The 16,123-nt window shown below is 54.2% G+C and carries 15 protein-coding genes and 1 other RNA gene; 10 read left to right on the forward strand and 6 right to left on the reverse strand.

Annotated elements, in window-relative coordinates; genetic code table 11:
* Window positions 1-21: 21 nt before the first annotated feature.
* Window positions 22-1,074 carry a PLP-dependent cysteine synthase family protein gene (locus tag K2184_RS14010; RefSeq protein ID WP_004099565.1) on the reverse strand — a complete coding sequence of 351 codons (1,053 nt, stop codon included), beginning with the start codon at window positions 1,072-1,074 and terminating at the stop codon, window positions 22-24.
* 115 nt (window positions 1,075-1,189) lie between these two features.
* Between K2184_RS14010 and K2184_RS14015 the strand changes: the two genes are divergently transcribed.
* The 5 genes from K2184_RS14015 to amtB all read left to right on the forward strand — a co-directional run bounded on the left by K2184_RS14015 (window position 1,190) and on the right by amtB (window position 7,136).
* The gene (locus K2184_RS14015) at window positions 1,190-1,648 is read left to right on the forward strand and encodes an Lrp/AsnC family transcriptional regulator (RefSeq protein ID WP_004099567.1); all 459 of its coding nucleotides are present in this window, start codon (window positions 1,190-1,192) and stop codon (window positions 1,646-1,648) included.
* A 42-nt stretch (window positions 1,649-1,690) separates the two neighbouring features.
* Complete coding sequence (locus tag K2184_RS14020) at window positions 1,691-3,463, forward strand: SmdA family multidrug ABC transporter permease/ATP-binding protein (protein ID WP_017146492.1); 1,773 nt, start codon at window positions 1,691-1,693, stop codon at window positions 3,461-3,463.
* Window positions 3,456-5,234, forward strand: a complete 1,779-nt coding sequence (locus tag K2184_RS14025) for a SmdB family multidrug efflux ABC transporter permease/ATP-binding protein (protein ID WP_004099570.1) — start codon at window positions 3,456-3,458, stop codon at window positions 5,232-5,234. Before K2184_RS14020 ends, K2184_RS14025 begins: the two co-directional genes overlap by 8 nt.
* Window positions 5,235-5,477: 243 nt before the next feature.
* The gene (gene glnK, locus K2184_RS14030; RefSeq protein WP_004099573.1) at window positions 5,478-5,816 is read left to right on the forward strand and encodes a P-II family nitrogen regulator; all 339 of its coding nucleotides are present in this window, start codon (window positions 5,478-5,480) and stop codon (window positions 5,814-5,816) included.
* 33 nt (window positions 5,817-5,849) lie between these two features.
* Entirely contained in the window at window positions 5,850-7,136 is a 1,287-nt protein-coding gene (gene amtB, locus K2184_RS14035; RefSeq protein WP_004099575.1) for an ammonium transporter AmtB, read from the forward strand.
* Between the two features lie 55 nt (window positions 7,137-7,191).
* Here amtB and K2184_RS14040 read toward each other — a convergent pair whose 3' ends face one another.
* Both K2184_RS14040 and K2184_RS14045 read right to left on the reverse strand, forming a co-directional pair.
* A complete protein-coding gene (locus K2184_RS14040; RefSeq protein WP_163524614.1) occupies window positions 7,192-7,932 on the reverse strand; it encodes a DUF554 domain-containing protein in 741 nt (246 codons plus the stop codon).
* 108 nt (window positions 7,933-8,040) lie between these two features.
* Complete coding sequence (locus tag K2184_RS14045; protein ID WP_004099579.1) at window positions 8,041-9,525, reverse strand: UbiD family decarboxylase; 1,485 nt, start codon at window positions 9,523-9,525, stop codon at window positions 8,041-8,043.
* Between the two features lie 171 nt (window positions 9,526-9,696).
* Here K2184_RS14045 and K2184_RS14050 point away from each other — a divergent pair, with 171 nt between their 5' ends.
* A complete protein-coding gene (locus tag K2184_RS14050) occupies window positions 9,697-10,623 on the forward strand; it encodes a LysR substrate-binding domain-containing protein (protein WP_163524616.1) in 927 nt (308 codons plus the stop codon).
* A gap of 43 nt (window positions 10,624-10,666) precedes the next feature.
* Here K2184_RS14050 and tesB read toward each other — a convergent pair whose 3' ends face one another.
* Entirely contained in the window at window positions 10,667-11,542 is an 876-nt protein-coding gene (tesB, locus tag K2184_RS14055; protein WP_004099582.1) for an acyl-CoA thioesterase II, read from the reverse strand.
* Between the two features lie 529 nt (window positions 11,543-12,071).
* Between tesB and K2184_RS14060 the strand changes: the two genes are divergently transcribed.
* Window positions 12,072-12,581 (forward strand): YbaY family lipoprotein, encoded by a 510-nt coding sequence (locus tag K2184_RS14060; RefSeq protein WP_004099583.1) that lies wholly within the window; start codon window positions 12,072-12,074, stop codon window positions 12,579-12,581.
* A gap of 39 nt (window positions 12,582-12,620) precedes the next feature.
* Here the strand turns inward: K2184_RS14060 and K2184_RS14065 are convergent, their stop codons facing one another.
* Window positions 12,621-12,932 carry an MGMT family protein gene (locus K2184_RS14065; protein WP_004099584.1) on the reverse strand — a complete coding sequence of 104 codons (312 nt, stop codon included), beginning with the start codon at window positions 12,930-12,932 and terminating at the stop codon, window positions 12,621-12,623.
* 708 nt (window positions 12,933-13,640) lie between these two features.
* Between K2184_RS14065 and ffs the strand changes: the two genes are divergently transcribed.
* The 3 genes from ffs to K2184_RS14080 all read left to right on the forward strand — a co-directional run bounded on the left by ffs (window position 13,641) and on the right by K2184_RS14080 (window position 14,521).
* An RNA gene (ffs, locus tag K2184_RS14070) (signal recognition particle sRNA small type) lies at window positions 13,641-13,737 on the forward strand.
* A gap of 314 nt (window positions 13,738-14,051) precedes the next feature.
* Window positions 14,052-14,309 carry a hypothetical protein gene (locus tag K2184_RS14075; protein WP_004099591.1) on the forward strand — a complete coding sequence of 86 codons (258 nt, stop codon included), beginning with the start codon at window positions 14,052-14,054 and terminating at the stop codon, window positions 14,307-14,309.
* Complete coding sequence (locus K2184_RS14080) at window positions 14,306-14,521, forward strand: hypothetical protein (protein ID WP_004099598.1); 216 nt, start codon at window positions 14,306-14,308, stop codon at window positions 14,519-14,521. The genes K2184_RS14075 and K2184_RS14080 overlap by 4 nt, the downstream gene beginning before the upstream one ends.
* 133 nt (window positions 14,522-14,654) lie before the next feature.
* Here K2184_RS14080 and K2184_RS14085 read toward each other — a convergent pair whose 3' ends face one another.
* A complete protein-coding gene (locus tag K2184_RS14085; protein WP_163524618.1) occupies window positions 14,655-16,082 on the reverse strand; it encodes a PLP-dependent aminotransferase family protein in 1,428 nt (475 codons plus the stop codon).
* Window positions 16,083-16,123: the final 41 nt, after the last annotated feature.

Below are 16,123 nucleotides of genomic sequence, written 5' to 3' on the forward strand. Positions count from 1 at the left end.
TCCTGTGATATCTGGCTTTTTTTATTTTGCCTGCAGCATTTGCGCAATTTGCGCCTGCCAGGGAGAGACGTCGCCGATATTGGCCGCCACCCACTGCGGGTTGTAGTAGCTTTCCAGATAACGTTCGCCGCTGTCGCACAGCAGCGTGACGATAGAGCCGGTGCGTCCCTCTTCGCGCATCCGTACGGCCAGCTGCAGTACGCCCCACATGTTGGTGCCGGTTGAGGCGCCGACCTTGCGCCCAAGCAGCGTTTCCAGCCATAGCGCGGTGGCGACGCTGGCGGCATCCGGTACCCGCAGCATCTCATCGACCACGTCGGGAATAAACGATGGTTCGACGCGCGGCCGGCCAATGCCCTCAATTTTACTGCCGACCGGGCTGCGCAGGCTGGCGTCGCGGCTTTGCCAGTAGTCCAAAAACACGGAGTTTTGCGGATCAACCACCAGCAGCTGCGTATCGTAACCCTGACTGCGAATATAGCGTCCGATAGTCGCAGAGGTACCGCCGGTGCCCGCGCTCATCACAATATACGACGGCTGCGGATGCGGCTCATGGCTCATCTGACGGAAGATACTGTCGGCGATATTATTATTCCCTCGCCAGTCGGTAGCCCGTTCGGCAAAGGTAAACTGATCCATATAATGGCCGTTCAGCTCGCGCGCCAGCGTTTCGGAGGCGGCATAGATTTCACAGGCGCTGTCGACGAAATGGCAGCGACCGCCGTAAAACTCAATTTGTTCAATTTTACGCTTTGCCGTACAGGAAGGCATCACGGCGATAAACGGCAGGCCTAAGAGACGAGCGAAGTAAGCTTCAGAGACGGCGGTCGAACCGGAAGAGGATTCGATAATCGTCGTTCCTTCTTTAATCCAGCCGTTGCACAAGCCATACAGAAACAGCGAGCGGGCCAGGCGATGCTTCAGGCTACCGGTTGGATGGGTGCTTTCATCCTTCAGATAGAGTTGGATCCCAGGGAACGCCGGCAGCGCCAGACGTATAAGGTGCGTGTCGGCGGAACGCTGATAATCGGCATTAATTTCACTAATCGCGTGTTTTACCCAGGCGCTGTTCATCTCAAATTCCTGTTTGTCATTTTGTGCCCAGCTTAGCGGAAATTGAAGGAAAAATTGTTGCCATTTAGCCTTTCAATTACAATAAAAGGAGTAAATTTTTCTCCTGAGGCGCCCAATGTTAGATAAAATTGATCGTAAGCTGCTTTCTTTACTGCAAACCGACTGCACCCTCTCTTTGCAGGCATTGGCCGATGCCGTTAATCTGACCACCACGCCTTGCTGGAAGCGGCTGAAGCGGCTGGAAGACGAAGGTATTCTTCGCGGGCGCGTCGCGCTGCTGGATGCGGAAAAGGTCGGGCTTGGGCTGACGGCGTTTGTACTGATTAAGACTCAGCACCACAGTAGCGACTGGTATTGCCGCTTTGTCAGCGAGGTCTCGCAGATGGCGGAAGTCCTCGGCTTCTGGCGTATGGCCGGCGAGTATGACTATCTGCTGCGCGTCCAGGTAGCGGATATGAAGAACTATGATGATTTTTATAAACGTCTGGTTAACAGCGTGCCGGGACTCTCGGATGTCACTTCGAGTTTTGCCATGGAACAGATAAAATACACCACAGCCTTGCCTATTGATTAACGGCAGCAGCCGCTACGAATTACACACTCAGGATTTAACTGCTTGCGATTATTTGCCCAACTTAGCTGGTATTTCCGCCGGGAGTGGCGCCGTTACCTCGGCGCTATTGCTCTGCTGATTATTATTGCCATTCTGCAACTGGTGCCGCCGAAAGTGGTGGGCATCGTGGTTGACGGCGTAACAAAACAACATTACACCGCGGAAAAGGTGTGGATGTGGATTGGCCTGCTGGTCGTTATTGCGGTGATGGTCTATCTGCTGCGCTACGTCTGGCGCGTGCTGTTGTTCGGCGCATCGTATCAGCTGGCCGTCGAGCTACGTGAGGATTTCTATCGCCAGCTCAGCCGCCAGCATCCGGCCTTTTACCTGCGCCACCGTACCGGCGATCTCATCGCTCGCGCAACCAACGACGTGGATCGGGTGGTGTTCGCCGCCGGTGAGGGGGTGCTGACGCTGGTGGATTCACTGGTGATGGGTTGCGCGGTGCTGATTGTGATGTCGACGCAAATCAGCTGGCAGCTCACTCTGCTGGCGCTGCTGCCGATGCCGCTGATGGCGCTGGCGATTAAGCGTAACGGCGATGCATTACACGAGCGTTTTCGCGTCGCTCAGGCGGCCTTCTCCAGCCTCAATGACCGCACCCAGGAGAGCCTGACCAGCATTCGCATGATCAAAGCTTTTGGTCTTGAAGACCGACAGTCGGCGCAGTTTGCTGCCGACGCTGCGGATACCGGGGCGAAAAATATGCGCGTGGCGCGCATTGATGCTCGCTTCGATCCGACGATTTATATCGCTATCGGGACCGCTAACCTGCTGGCCATCGGCGGCGGCAGCTGGATGGTGATCCAGGGCAGCCTGACCCTGGGTCAGCTCACCAGCTTTGTGATGTACCTCGGCCTGATGATCTGGCCAATGCTGGCTCTGGCATGGATGTTTAACATCGTGGAGCGCGGCAGCGCGGCCTACGCGCGCATTCGCACCATGCTGGAGGAGGCGCCGGTAGTGAACGACGGCAGCGAGCCGACGCCGGAAGGGCGCGGTACGCTTAGCGTCGCCGTGCGCGAGTTTATCTATCCGCAGGCGAACAAGGCCTCGCTGGAAAAAGTTAACTTTACGCTCCAGCCCGGGCAAATGCTGGGAATTTGCGGCCCAACCGGCTCCGGTAAGAGCACGATTCTGGCACTGATTCAGCGTCATTTTGACGTTACCGATGGCGATATCCGCTTTCATGACGTTCCCCTGACCCGACTGCAGCTGGATAGCTGGCGCGCCAGGCTGGCGGTAGTCAATCAGACGCCGTTCCTGTTCTCCGATACCGTCGCCAGCAATATTGCTCTCGGTAAACCGGACGCCACGCAGGAGCAAATCGAACGCGTTGCCCGGCTCGCCAGCGTGCATGAGGATATCCTGCGCCTGCCGCAGGGGTATAACACCGAAGTCGGAGAGCGCGGCGTTATGCTTTCCGGGGGGCAAAAACAGCGTATTTCCATCGCCCGCGCGCTGCTGCTGGAGGCGGAGATCCTGATCCTGGATGATGCGCTGTCGGCGGTGGATGGTCGAACGGAGCATCAGATATTGCACAACCTGCGCCAGTGGGGTGAGGGGCGGACGGTAATTATCAGCGCTCATCGCCTGTCGGCGTTGACCGAGGCCAGCGAAATTCTGGTAATGCAGCATGGGCATGTTGCCCAGCGCGGTCGTCATGAGGCGCTGGCGACGCAGCCGGGCTGGTATCGCGATATGTACCGTTATCAGCAGCTGGAAGCGGCGCTGGATGATGTTCCGCTGGAAGATGAGGAGGTCGCCGGTGCGTAGTTTTACTGAACTCTGGCCGACATTAAAGCGCCTGCTGGCCTACGGCTCTCCGTGGCGTAAACCGTTAACGATAGCGGTTGCTATCATGTGGGTCGCGGCGGTGGCGGAGGTGAGCGGCCCGCTGCTGATCAGCTACTTTATCGACAATATGGTAGCGAAGAACTCGCTGCCGTTGAAGCTGGTCTGCGGCCTGGCCGCAGCCTACATCGGCCTGCAACTCCTCGCCGCGGGTCTGCATTACTGCCAGGCGCTGCTGTTTAACCGCGCGGCGGTGGGCGTGGTGCAACAGCTGCGCAGCGACGTCATGGACGCCGCCCTGCGTCAGCCGCTCAGCGAGTTTGATACCCAGCCGGTCGGGCAGCTCATCTCGCGGGTGACCAACGATACCGAAGTGATTCGCGATCTCTATGTGACCGTCGTGGCTACCGTCCTGCGTAGCGCGGCTTTGATTGGCGCGATGCTGGTGGCGATGTTCAGCCTTGACTGGCGAATGGCGCTGGTGGCTATTGCTATTTTCCCGGCAGTACTGATCGTGATGATGATTTATCAACGCTACAGTACGCCCATCGTCAGGCGGGTTCGCGCGTGGCTGGCGGATATCAACGACGGTTTTAATGAAGTGATTAACGGAATGGGCGTTATTCAGCAGTTCCGTCAGCAGGCGCGGTTCGGCGAACGGATGCGCGAGGCCAGCTACGCGCACTATCTGGCGCGTATGCAAACTCTGCGCCTTGATGGTTTCCTGCTGCGCCCGCTGCTGAGCCTGTTCTCTTCATTAATACTCTGTGGTCTGTTGATGCTGTTTGGTTTCAGCAGCAGCGGAACGATTGAGGTTGGGGTTCTGTACGCTTTTATTAGCTATCTTGGACGACTAAACGAGCCGCTGATCGAACTGACGACCCAGCAATCAATGCTGCAGCAGGCGGTCGTCGCGGGCGAGCGCGTTTTCGAACTGATGGACAAACCGCGTCAGGCGTGGGGCGACGATAGCGAACCGTTGCGCAGCGGCTCGATTACTATCGAGCATCTCTCTTTTGCCTACCGTGACGATAGCCTGGTGTTGCAGGATATCAATCTCGACATACCGTCGCGCAGCTTTGTGGCGCTGGTCGGCCATACCGGGAGCGGTAAAAGCACCCTGGCCAGCCTGATGATGGGCTACTACCCGTTAACTCAGGGAGAGATTCGCATCGATGGTCGTCCGCTGTCGTCCTTAAGCCACAGCGCGCTGCGTCAGGGGATTGCGATGGTGCAGCAGGATCCGGTGGTGCTGGCTGACACCTTCTATGCCAACGTTACCCTCGGTCGAGACATCAGCGAAGAGCAGGTCTGGGAGGCGCTGGAGGCGGTACAGCTGGCGGAGCTGGCCCGTGAAATGGAAAACGGTATTTATACTCAGTTGGGCGAGCAGGGGAACAATCTCTCCGTTGGGCAGAAACAGCTGCTTGCGCTGGCGCGGGTGCTTGTCGATACGCCGCAGGTGCTGATACTTGATGAGGCGACGGCTAATATTGATTCTGGCACCGAACAGGCGATTCAGCAGGCGCTTGTACGGGTGCGCGAGCATACGACGCTGGTGGTCATTGCGCACCGCTTATCGACTATCGTTGAGGCTGACACGATCCTGGTGCTGCATCGGGGGCAGGCCGTCGAGCGCGGCAACCATCAGCAGCTGCTGGCGGCCAAAGGCCGCTACTGGCAGATGTATCAGCTGCAGCTGGCGGGTGAAGAACTGGCCGCCAGCTCGCAGGAAGAGTCGCTTATCGCCTGATGCACCATAAACAGGCAGCTTCTGCTTTGCGGTTTCCGGTGGTGCAAAAACGTCACAGAATGCGCACTGAAATGGTGCATTTTAAGGCTAAAGCGGCTTTTTTCCGCTTCGTTTCCGCCTGATTCTTCTTTTTCCTCCTCAAAAAGGGCCGCCTGGCGGCCCTTTTTCATTTCTGGCATAGCCCTTGCTTTATTAGATTCGTGTTAGCTGCGGCCATTACCGAATTCTGACTGGAGGGGACTTATGAAGCTGGTTACCGTGGTAATCAAACCATTCAAACTGGAAGACGTGCGTGAAGCATTATCTTCAATGGGGATTCAGGGCCTGACGGTCACTGAGGTTAAAGGGTTTGGCCGTCAGAAAGGCCACGCGGAGCTCTATCGCGGCGCCGAATATAGCGTCAATTTTCTGCCGAAAGTGAAGATTGACGTCGCGATTGCCGACGATCAGCTGGATGAAGTCGTCGATGTCATCAGTAAAGCGGCTTACACCGGAAAGATTGGCGACGGCAAAATTTTTGTCGCCGAGCTGCAGCGCGTCATTCGCATCCGTACCGGCGAATCTGACGAAGCGGCACTGTAACTTTCAGACCACACAGTGATGGGGAACGAAACAATGAAGATAGCAACAATGAAGACAGGTCTGGGAGCGCTGGCTCTTCTTCCGGGGCTGGCGATGGCCGCACCGGCGGTAGCGGATAAAGCCGACAACGCCTTTATGATGATTTGCACCGCGCTGGTGCTGTTTATGACCATTCCGGGCATCGCGCTGTTCTACGGCGGGCTAATCCGCGGTAAAAACGTTCTTTCCATGCTGACGCAGGTTATCGTCACCTTTGCACTGGTCTGCGTGCTGTGGGTGGTTTATGGCTACACGCTGGCTTTCGGTACCGGCGGCAGCTTCTTCGGCAACTTCGACTGGGTGCTGCTGAAGAATATTGAGCTGAAAGCGCTGATGGGCAGCTTCTATCAATACATCCACGTTGCCTTCCAGGGCTCGTTTGCCTGTATCACCGTCGGACTGATCGTCGGCGCGCTGGCGGAACGTATTCGTTTCTCTGCGGTACTGATTTTTGTTGTGGTGTGGATGACGCTTTCTTATATCCCGATCGCCCATATGGTATGGGGCGGTGGTCTGCTGGCTACCCACGGCGCGCTTGATTTCGCCGGCGGAACGGTTGTACACATTAACGCCGCGGTTGCCGGGCTGGTGGGCGCTTATATGATGGGTAAACGCGTGGGCTTTGGTAAAGAAGCGTTCAAACCGCATAATCTGCCGATGGTATTCACCGGCACCGCTATCCTCTACGTTGGCTGGTTTGGCTTTAACGCGGGTTCAGCCAGCGCGGCGAACGAAATTGCCGGTCTGGCTTTCGTTAACACCGTGGTTGCCACAGCGGCGGCTATCCTGGCGTGGACCTTCGGCGAGTGGGCAACCCGCGGCAAGCCGTCTCTGTTGGGCGCCTGTTCAGGGGCGATTGCCGGTCTGGTCGGCATCACTCCGGCCTGTGGTTACATCGGCGTCGGCGGGTCTCTGATCGTGGGGATTGCCGCGGGTCTGGCGGGTCTGTGGGGTGTCACCGTACTGAAGCGCTGGCTGCGCGTTGATGACCCGTGCGATGTGTTTGGCGTCCACGGTGTCTGCGGTATCGTCGGATGCATCCTGACCGGTATCTTCGCCGCGACTTCTCTGGGCGGCGTCGGTTATGCGGAAGGCGTGACCATGGGCCACCAGGTTCTGGTACAGCTGGAAAGTATCGGTATCACCATCGTCTGGTCCGGCGTGGTCGCCTTTATTGGTTACAAAGTCGCCGATATGACCGTTGGCCTGCGCGTACCGGAAGATCAAGAGCGTGAAGGTCTGGACGTCAACAGCCACGGCGAAAACGCCTACAACGCCTGATTCATCGTTACCTTGTTAATCGTAAAAGCGGAGCCAGGCTCCGCTTTTTGCATGGTTAGCTAATCGATTGGATCCAGGGCAATAGCGTTGAGACCCAAAGCCAGGAGAGGGGCATGACGATGATCAGACCTGGCAGTAAATTGGCGACCGGGAATGATTTAATACCGCAAATTCTCAAACCCGTCACAAACATAATAAATCCGCCTAACCCGGAGAAATCAGCAACCATATCAGGCGTTAGCATTGGCATTATTGATTGCCCGATTAAGAGCAGAATCATTTGGACGATAAATTGCGGGATCGCGATAGTGGCGACCGAAAGACCAAGCAGGGTGGCAAAAATACCGGCAGTCAGGATATCGAGAAATGATTTAGTTAACAGTATCGATATGTCGCCGGTTATTCCTTCCTGCATAGCGCCAAAGATGCCCGTTCCCGAAGCCACGAAGAGCACCAGAATTCCAACGAATTTGTCGAGATACTCCTCTTGCGATAACGTGCTGCCGCTTTTCTGTGGGGCAATTTTATCAATGATAAAACGTAGTTTTGATGCGCCACGGCCAATGTTTTTCTCGATAGAAAATATTTCACCGATAATTGCGCCGAAGAGTAACGAGGCGACAACAACGGGTAGCGCATATAATTTGATAATAACCGTAATCCCCATTCCCATGGAGGCTGCGCCAAAAGTCAGAGGCAGCGCGGTACGGAATTTATCACTTAATCGATCCCCAATTAAGCCGCCGACGATCCCGCCGATAAGCGTTGAAGTAGAGTTAATGATTGGCCCTATCATTGTTTTTCCTTGTTAGTATTTGCGAAATATCGCTTGCTGTTGTCGGACCGCAAACGCACTCACTTTCCGGCAGGTTTTGCGGATTGCGAACCTGCCAAAAGTGAGCGACTATTTTTTGAAGCCGGGAATAAAGCGATTGACATCCACTTCAAGGAATTTGCTGCGCTGAAAATTCTCTTTCAGGTTCCAGGGAACGGTACAGTCAAAAATTGTTTTACAGGCGATTCCGTGGCCGAGTATTGACGGGCTGAATGCTGGGTCGGATGAAGGATCGAGCGGGTGACAGCGTACTCCGGGAATAAAAATAGTACTGACATCCCCCTGGTAACGCGTTGTCATTGCCCACATCACATCGTTAATATCAAATACATCAACATCCTCATCAACCAACATGACATGCTTCAATTCTGAGAAAGCTGAAAATGCGAGAAGTGCGGCTTGACGCTGCCTGCCCTCATCTGCTGGTCCGCGTTTTTTTACCTGTAAAACGGCGAGATACTTGCCCGTGCCCGGCGAGGGGCAATGAACGTTCTGCACGAAGCCGGGCAGTGCCTTTTCAACCATTTGTAAAATACTGGCTTCCGTTGGGATACCGGCCAGATTGGTGTGCTCATCGCTTGGCCCGATGCAGGTTTGCAGGATTGGATGACGGCGATGAGTAATGGCTTTGACTTTGATGACCGGCACCTGCGCCTGGGCGCTGCCGGTATAGCCAGGAAACTCTGGCATGGCTTTACCTGTATCAGTGTTCTGATCTTCACGGACCCTCACGTCAGGCAAGAGCTCGCCTTCGATGACGACTTCGGCATTAGCGATAGCCAGCGCATTCACGCTGACACAATCGGTGAGTTCTACTGCCTGGTTGCGCAAGCTACCGGCAATTGATAGCTCGTCAAAACCTAAAGGCGTTGTCGGGGGCTCGAAGCAGGCTCCGATTTCAATTGCCGGATCGACGCCAATACTAATGGAGATAGGCAGGGCTTTTCCGGCGGCTTCCGCTTTCTGGCGAAAAGTATCAAGGTGGCGTCCCGGAACGAAATACATTGAGATTTCATCTTTGCTCTGGACGCACAAGCGATGGATCGTGACGTCGTGCTCGCCAGTTTCTGGATCAGCGGCGTAGCACATGCCCAGCGTAAAGTACGGGCCAGCATCTTCCGGGGTATTGGTTGGCGCGGGCAAGATTTTCAGGATATCAAAGTCAGGATCGGTCGCCAGGTGGATAACTTCCTGACATACGGCCTGGTCGCGTGGAATAACAATCGGCGCAATAGGATTGGCGACGGAATCTTTAAGCATAAAAGCCAGGTTTTCAGGCGTGGTGCCAAAAAGGCGGGCGACGCGCTTGCGCGAGCAAAGCAAGCCGATCAAGACTTTGACATCATCGTATCCTTTGACTTTGTTAAAAATCATGGCCGGGCCAACTCGTGTGGGGCGCTGAACGGTGCCATGTGCGCCGACGTAGCGATATACGCCAGATAATTCTGCGATTGGATCAACGGGTTCATCGGTATAGATCAGTTCATCATCGTAGTGGCTTAATACAGCCAATGCGGAACGCAGATCGGTCACTTTTTGCTGTTCCTTAACCATTAAATTCTCCTTTAAGTATTACTAAACGATGATAGCGGCGGCTATATAGAGCCGTCCCTGATTTTTAATCATCGTGACAGGTTTAATTTTCGATAAATAGAAATAAGAGTCCAATAACATTACCCATTGTTTTAATAAGGATCTATTATTAGTGACTTCAAGGAGGACGCTATGGATTATCGGCAACTACATGCCTTTGTGGTTCTGGCTGAAGAGCTGCATTTTGGGCAGGCGGCGTTGAGGCTGAACGTGACGCAGCCTGCGCTCACGCAGCAGATTAAAAACTTTGAGAACACGCTCGGCATAATGCTGTTTGTTCGCGATCGGCGGCATGTTTCACTGACCGCGGAGGGACTATTTTTGCTTGACGAAGCGCGGATTATTCTGGGCCACTGCGACAGGTTTCTTGAAAGTGTAAACAGTTTGCGTCGCGGGCATCAAGGACAGTTAAAAGTGGGTTATGTTGGCTCATCTATTCTCGATCCGGCATTAACCTTGTTAATTAAAAATTACCGATATAAGAAACCCGAGACCGATCTGATAATTGAAGAACATAACGCACATGATTTATTAACATTATTATTGGATAAACGGTTGGATATTGCTTTTGTTCGCTCACCGATACCGCAATATGAACAGCTGGAATATATGAATATCGCTACTCGTTCACTTATTGCCGTCTTGCCGCGTAATCATGAACTGGGCAATCGCCGAAAAATTTCTCTGGCATCGCTGCGCGAAGAGCAATTTTTTGTGCAAAAGGATCCCTACGGCGTAGGGCTAGGCTGGTCGGCGGTTAGCGCCTGCCGGGAGGCCGGGTTCACTCCTCAGAAAATTCAGTATACGCGTGATGTTTCGGTAGCTATCGGTTTAGTGTCAATGGGCATGGGCGTTGCGCTGGTGCCTGAAACGCAGAGCTCTGTACTCATGCCGGACGTGAGCTACTGTCTGCTGGAAGAAGCGTATGCAACAACCACCTTAACCTTGTGCTGGCGGCGGCATACTCAAAATAACCTTTTACGCGGATTTATAAACTATACCCGGGACCTTACCGGCCGCCAGCAGCACCAGTCAGCGCAATGTACGGCGGACCAGTAAGCTGGCGGTTTACGCTAAGCCTGGCGCTTACCGGCGGAAGCGCCTATTTTGCTGGGAAAAGGCTTCGGTTACGCATGACACCTTCCTGTACTGTCGACGCCACCAGCGTACCGTCCTGCGTATAGAACTCGCCGCGGACAAAACCGCGCGCGCTGGAGGCGGAGGTGCTTTCTACGCTGTAAAGCAACCAGTCGTTGATGTTGAACGGGCGATGGAACCACATTGAGTGATCGATGGTGGCCACCTGCATTCCCGGTTCCAGAAAACCGACGCCGTGCGGCTGCAGCGCAACGGGAAGGAAATTGAAGTCAGAAGCGTAGCCCAGCAGAGACTGATGGATGCGCAGATCTTCCGGTACAGCGCCGTTGGCGCGGATCCAGACCTGACGCGTCGGTTCTGCAACGTGACCTTTCAGCGGATTGTGGAATTCAACCGGGCGAATCTCCAGCGGCTTATCGCAAAGAAATTTCTCTTTGACCTGCGGCGGCAGCAGATGGGCCAGCTTGCGGGCGATGTCCGTTTCAGAGGGCAGCGCATCCGGCGCGGGGGCTGCTGGCATGGTTTTCTGATGTTCGTAGCCGGGTTCTGGCGCCTGAAATGAGGCGGTCATGTAGAAAATCGGCTTCCCGTTCTGAATCGCCGCCACCCGGCGGGCGCTGAAGCTATTGCCGTCACGCAGGACTTCAACATCATAGATGATGGGTTTCTGGCTGTCGCCGGGACGCAGGAAGTAGCTGTGAAACGAATGGATCAGGCGTTCTGCGGGGACGGTCTCCTTTGCCGCATACAGTGCCTGACCGACCACCTGGCCGCCAAAGACCTGACGTAATCCCAGATCCTCGCTCTGCCCGCGGAACAATCCCTCTTCGATTTTTTCCAGATTTAACAATGCCAGCAGATTGGTTAATGCCTGACTCATAATTACCCTCAATTAATGATGACTGCCTTGCGCAGCGCGTTATTGAGGCAAAGTATAACCTGGAATCGTAAGTGGTCCGATGGGTGCAATAAACTGAATAGGGACGTTTTTTCCGACGTAAATCTCCCATGCTGCGGGATTGTTAGTTATGGATGGTTGCAACTATTCATCGCCTGTCAGTTTCAGAACCCCGCGCGAGCTTTCGTGGTGGCCAACCCGTAAACGGGGAAGAGGCGCCATCTTCACTCTTGTGAGCCGAGGCTACGCGCCAGACGAGATGATTCATTTGCTTTTAGCTGCTTCCGGCAGGTGGTAATAACCCCTGTTTCCGGCCGACAGAGGATCCCCAGAAAGCGGCATTATGCTCACCGTATCACTTTTGCTGCCGGGACGTTGCAGGCAGTAATAATCTGAATATGGCGCTTTTCCGGGCGAAAATTGAGAACTGTGCCACACTTATTCATGGTGAAAATGTTTCGCCGCATTGCATTGCGGTCGAACATGCTCAAAGGGATGAAAGGAGAAAAGAATGAAATTTGCCTATATGTTAAGTGCTATAGCCGTAGCGGCTACGTTGTCTGCCTGTGCGAATAATCACAACAGCAATGCAGCGAACCAGGCGGCGCCCGATCCTTATGGCATTGCTTCACTAAGCTCCTCGCAGCAGCAGCCTAACGTATCCGGGACTATCAATATTCGCCAGCGCGTGGCGTTACCGCCGGACGCAGTATTGACCGTAACTCTGTCGGATGCGTCGCTGGCCGATGCGCCTGCGCACGTGCTGGCGCAAAAAGCGGTCAGGACCGAAGGGAAGCAGGCGCCGTTTAATTTTGTTCTGCCCTATAACCAGGCGCAAATCCAGCCTAATGCCCGCATTCTTCTCAGCGCGGCGATTACCGTTAACGGTCAGCTGATGTTCATTACCGATACCGTACAGACGGTGATTAACCAGGGCGGCAACCGTGCCGATCTGGTGCTGGTGCCGGTCCAACAAACGGCGGTACCGGTGGCGAACAACAACGTTCCGCCCGTGCAGTAACTCCACATCATGCCCCTTCTCAGGGGCATTTTTTTGTCTTCAATAAATCCAGCGGTAGTGCTGTAGATCAATATGCCCACTGCCTGACACCTGGACTCCCTCCGCTAATAGCGCCTGGCGTTGACGCTGCAGGTCCGGCCCGGTGAGAGAGATATCGCCGTGACGGTTGACCACCCTATGCCAGGGGAGAGTGGAACCTTCCGGCAGACGTTTTAATACCCCACCAACCTGACGCGCCGCGCGCGGTGAACCCGCCAGCTGAGCAACGTCGCCGTAGGTCGCCACGCATCCTTCTGGTATTGAGGCGACAATTTGCCAGACGCGCTGCGGAAAAGTATCGTGAGAATCCATGGAAGGTCCTGTTGCCGGTAAAAGTTCAGAATAAGCGTTACATCATGGGCTGTACAGCGGGTGGATTAAGCCGGGTTTACTACGGTGAATTCCAGCGCCAGACCTAGCATACTATGGGCATTTTCATGCGGCGTATTGGTTAGCAAGGCTTCAAGAAACTTTGGGCGTTAATCATCAGTTTGGCGCGCGTGGCCGGGAGCTTAAGGGGTGATATCGGATTCACCACGAGACCGCTGGCTTCGATGGGAAGTTTACGTAATTCAGCGTGCTGAAGGACGCCAGAAGTTGAGTAGAGCAGCGCAACCGGGGGGACGGCCAGCAGCTGATTAGCGCTAATCGTGACAAAATCAATGAGCAGTCCCGGACGCAAAAAATGTAAACCGTGGAAGGGCACAGACACTTCAGGAATTGGCGGCATTGTCAGGGTGGTGATGAACGCGGTGATTCACTCATTTATATTCCGTTGAGATAGTGCCTTGATGATAAAAGGGGCGGTGAATAATCCACATTATGGCTGCCGGAAAGGATTTTCGCTGAGAGTGTGCTCGCAATCTCTTGAGGGGCGCGGGATCATTTACCGTGAAAAGCCTGTGGAGACGCGACTTTGCACAATAAACCAGCACCCGATCGGCGGTGGCTTGCAATTCAAGGATTCAGCAGGGATAATGCGCCAGCGCGTTAGGTAACTAGCGCTCTCAATGGGGGCTCTGTTGGTTCTCCCGCAACGCTACTCTGTTTACCAGGTCAGGTCCGGAAGGAAGCAGCCAGAGCAGACGACGTGTGTGCCGGGATGTAGCTGGCAGGGCCCCCACCCATTTCAGCGTATCCCTGGCGCGATTCGCACAAATCAGCTGCTTCATATCCCCTTCATGGTTAATATCCTTAATTAAAGTGTGAATTTATTTCGTTTCTAAAACTCCACTTTTTTATGCTAAAAATTCACTACGTCATAAATTTGAAATTTAAGTGAAATATTATTGTCATCTCAATGTCATATATCAGGTGCAGATTACTGGTGGGAAACTGTTGTTAGATATAAGCTAAAAATATATCTCTGGATCAGCATGTTAAGTTCGTGTATTAGTTATATGATGATTATATTTCACGGGAAGCGTGACTATGACTACTGTGGTTCTGAACGTCAAAATTGATAGTGAGTTAAAAGAAAAGCTGCGTCAGTATGCGGAAGAAAATAACGAAAATTTAGGAACAGCTACGGAGAAACTACTGCTGTTGGCCTTCCAGGTAGCGGAATCAGCAGACGAGGCGGGGGTTTCGGAAGAAGATATTGATAGCCAGCACACCGAAGAGGAAGCATCTCCATTAACCCCTAAAGAAATCAAAGCATTACGTAAACTCCTGAAGAAGAAAAAATGAAACAACAACTCTCTACAGCCAGCAACTATAGCGAAGCGTGCGCCATGCTGCGTTCCGGCTATGTGAAGCATGTACGCCTGAACTGGAATATCGGTAGTGATGAGTTCTTTCGCATTGCCTCCGACTGGTGTGACACGGGCGCAAAAATTAAAAAAGATGAAGACGGTTTTATTATTTCCCTTAAAGGTTTTCCGATTCCGCGACAGCATTAATGAAAATATTTCATTTTTGTCATCGGACTGACACGACACGAAGACAAACTTGAAGCGCAATTTTATAAAAACATCTCATATGCATCACGGATGATGGCTTTTGACGGGCTGGCTCCAGCCCGTCGATATTTTATTAAATAATTTTCCGTGGGCGGAAGCTCTCTTTCTGCTCCGTAAGACTATGCCATAACGGCTGCAATATATTAAAAGCGTGACGTAGTTCATCATCCGCAAGCGTAAACGGTAAGCGTAAATAGCGGTCAAAGGCGCCCGCCAGGCCAAATCGCGTTCCTGTTCCAATATGAATTCCCCGGCTTTCCGCGCGAACGGAAAACAGCGTTGCCAGCATCCCGGGTAACTCAACCCAAAAAGAGAGTCCTCCTTCCGGCGGCGTGAAGCGCCAGTGGGGAAAATACTCCGCCATCAGCGCGCCGCACATATCCCGACGGGTTGCCAGCATGGCGCGCCGCGACGGCAACAGCATTTTCTCATTCTCCAGCAGCCAACAGCAGGCCAGCTGCTCCAGCAGCGGGGAGCCGAGATCGAGGGACTCCCGCGCCTGAACCAGAGATGCAATAGTGCGCGAGGATGCGCGGATCCAACCTATGCGCAAACCGCCCCAGAAGCTTTTTCCCGCAGAGCCGATGGTTATCACCGGAGCATCAGGATTATACGATGCTACAGGCGGCGGCGGCGGGGCGTCGTACCATAGGTCGACCATCGTTTCATCTACTACCAACGTGGTGCGGGTTTGCGCGGCGATGTCTGCTACCCGCTGGCGCGTGGGGCTATCCATACAGCGACCGGTAGGGTTATGAAAGTCCGGCATCAGCCATGCCAGCCGCGGCGCCGTTTGGGCAATTGTCGCCGCTAAACCGTCGCAGTCCCATCCCTGCTGCGGTAACGCCACGCTGACCGGGCGGCATGATGCTCCCTGAATCGCGCTAATCGCCATAGGATAAGTCGGCGCATCCACCACCACCCGATCGCCGGGCCCGGTAAATAAGCGCAAAACCAATGCCAGGCCGCTAAGTGCCCCGTTAACAATCATTACTTCATCGCTTCGGGTTGGCAGGCCGCGTTCGCTATAGCGGTGGGCGATCGCTTCACGCAGAAGCGGCAGACCCTGCTGATCGTAACCGGTATTGGATAAATGCTGCGGCATGATTTTCAGGGCCTGACTGAAAGCCTGATGAATTTCAGGCCCGGCGCTGAGCGCGGCGACGGCCAGATTGACCGACGGCGAGTCAGGTTTATTGGTCTTGATCTCCACAGCCCGCTCCGGCAAAGCGATCCGCGAACCGCTTCCCTGACGGCTGTAGAGATAGCCTTCTTCCCGTAGCTGTCCAAGCGCGCTGGCAACCGTAGTACGGCTGATATTCAGCGCCGCCGCCAGTTCCCGTTCGCCGGGCAAACGGGTTTCCAGCGCAAGGCGGCCATCGAGAATCAGCAGGCGCAGCGCTTCCGCCAGCTGACGCCAGAGCGGCATGCGGGAACCGGATTCCTGCCAGTGACCGAGCAGGCGCACCAGCGATTGTGAACCAAAGCGACGAGATGACATAGCAATCCACTTTTTTAAAACTGGCCATTAATTATCAATCC

Source organism: Klebsiella sp. K5-306 (assembly GCF_051835185.1).
GTDB classification, from domain to species: Bacteria; Pseudomonadota; Gammaproteobacteria; order Enterobacterales; family Enterobacteriaceae; genus Klebsiella; species Klebsiella oxytoca.

Bases quoted from the DNA above. Each gene is read 5' to 3' on its own strand.
- amtB (WP_004099575.1), top strand. From the start codon at position 5,850: ATGAAGATAGCAACAATGAAGACAGGTCTGGGAGCGCTGGCTCTTCTT.
- K2184_RS14080 (WP_004099598.1), top strand. From the start codon at position 14,306: ATGAAACAACAACTCTCTACAGCCAGCAACTATAGCGAAGCGTGCGCC.
- K2184_RS14015 (WP_004099567.1), top strand. From the start codon at position 1,190: ATGTTAGATAAAATTGATCGTAAGCTGCTTTCTTTACTGCAAACCGAC.
- K2184_RS14045 (WP_004099579.1), bottom strand. From the start codon at position 9,525: ATGGTTAAGGAACAGCAAAAAGTGACCGATCTGCGTTCCGCATTGGCT.
- K2184_RS14010 (WP_004099565.1), bottom strand. From the start codon at position 1,074: ATGAACAGCGCCTGGGTAAAACACGCGATTAGTGAAATTAATGCCGAT.
- K2184_RS14060 (WP_004099583.1), top strand. From the start codon at position 12,072: ATGAAATTTGCCTATATGTTAAGTGCTATAGCCGTAGCGGCTACGTTG.
- tesB (WP_004099582.1), bottom strand. From the start codon at position 11,542: ATGAGTCAGGCATTAACCAATCTGCTGGCATTGTTAAATCTGGAAAAA.
- K2184_RS14065 (WP_004099584.1), bottom strand. From the start codon at position 12,932: ATGGATTCTCACGATACTTTTCCGCAGCGCGTCTGGCAAATTGTCGCC.
- K2184_RS14075 (WP_004099591.1), top strand. From the start codon at position 14,052: ATGACTACTGTGGTTCTGAACGTCAAAATTGATAGTGAGTTAAAAGAA.
- glnK (WP_004099573.1), top strand. From the start codon at position 5,478: ATGAAGCTGGTTACCGTGGTAATCAAACCATTCAAACTGGAAGACGTG.
- K2184_RS14040 (WP_163524614.1), bottom strand. From the start codon at position 7,932: ATGATAGGGCCAATCATTAACTCTACTTCAACGCTTATCGGCGGGATC.
- K2184_RS14085 (WP_163524618.1), bottom strand. From the start codon at position 16,082: ATGTCATCTCGTCGCTTTGGTTCACAATCGCTGGTGCGCCTGCTCGGT.
- K2184_RS14050 (WP_163524616.1), top strand. From the start codon at position 9,697: ATGGATTATCGGCAACTACATGCCTTTGTGGTTCTGGCTGAAGAGCTG.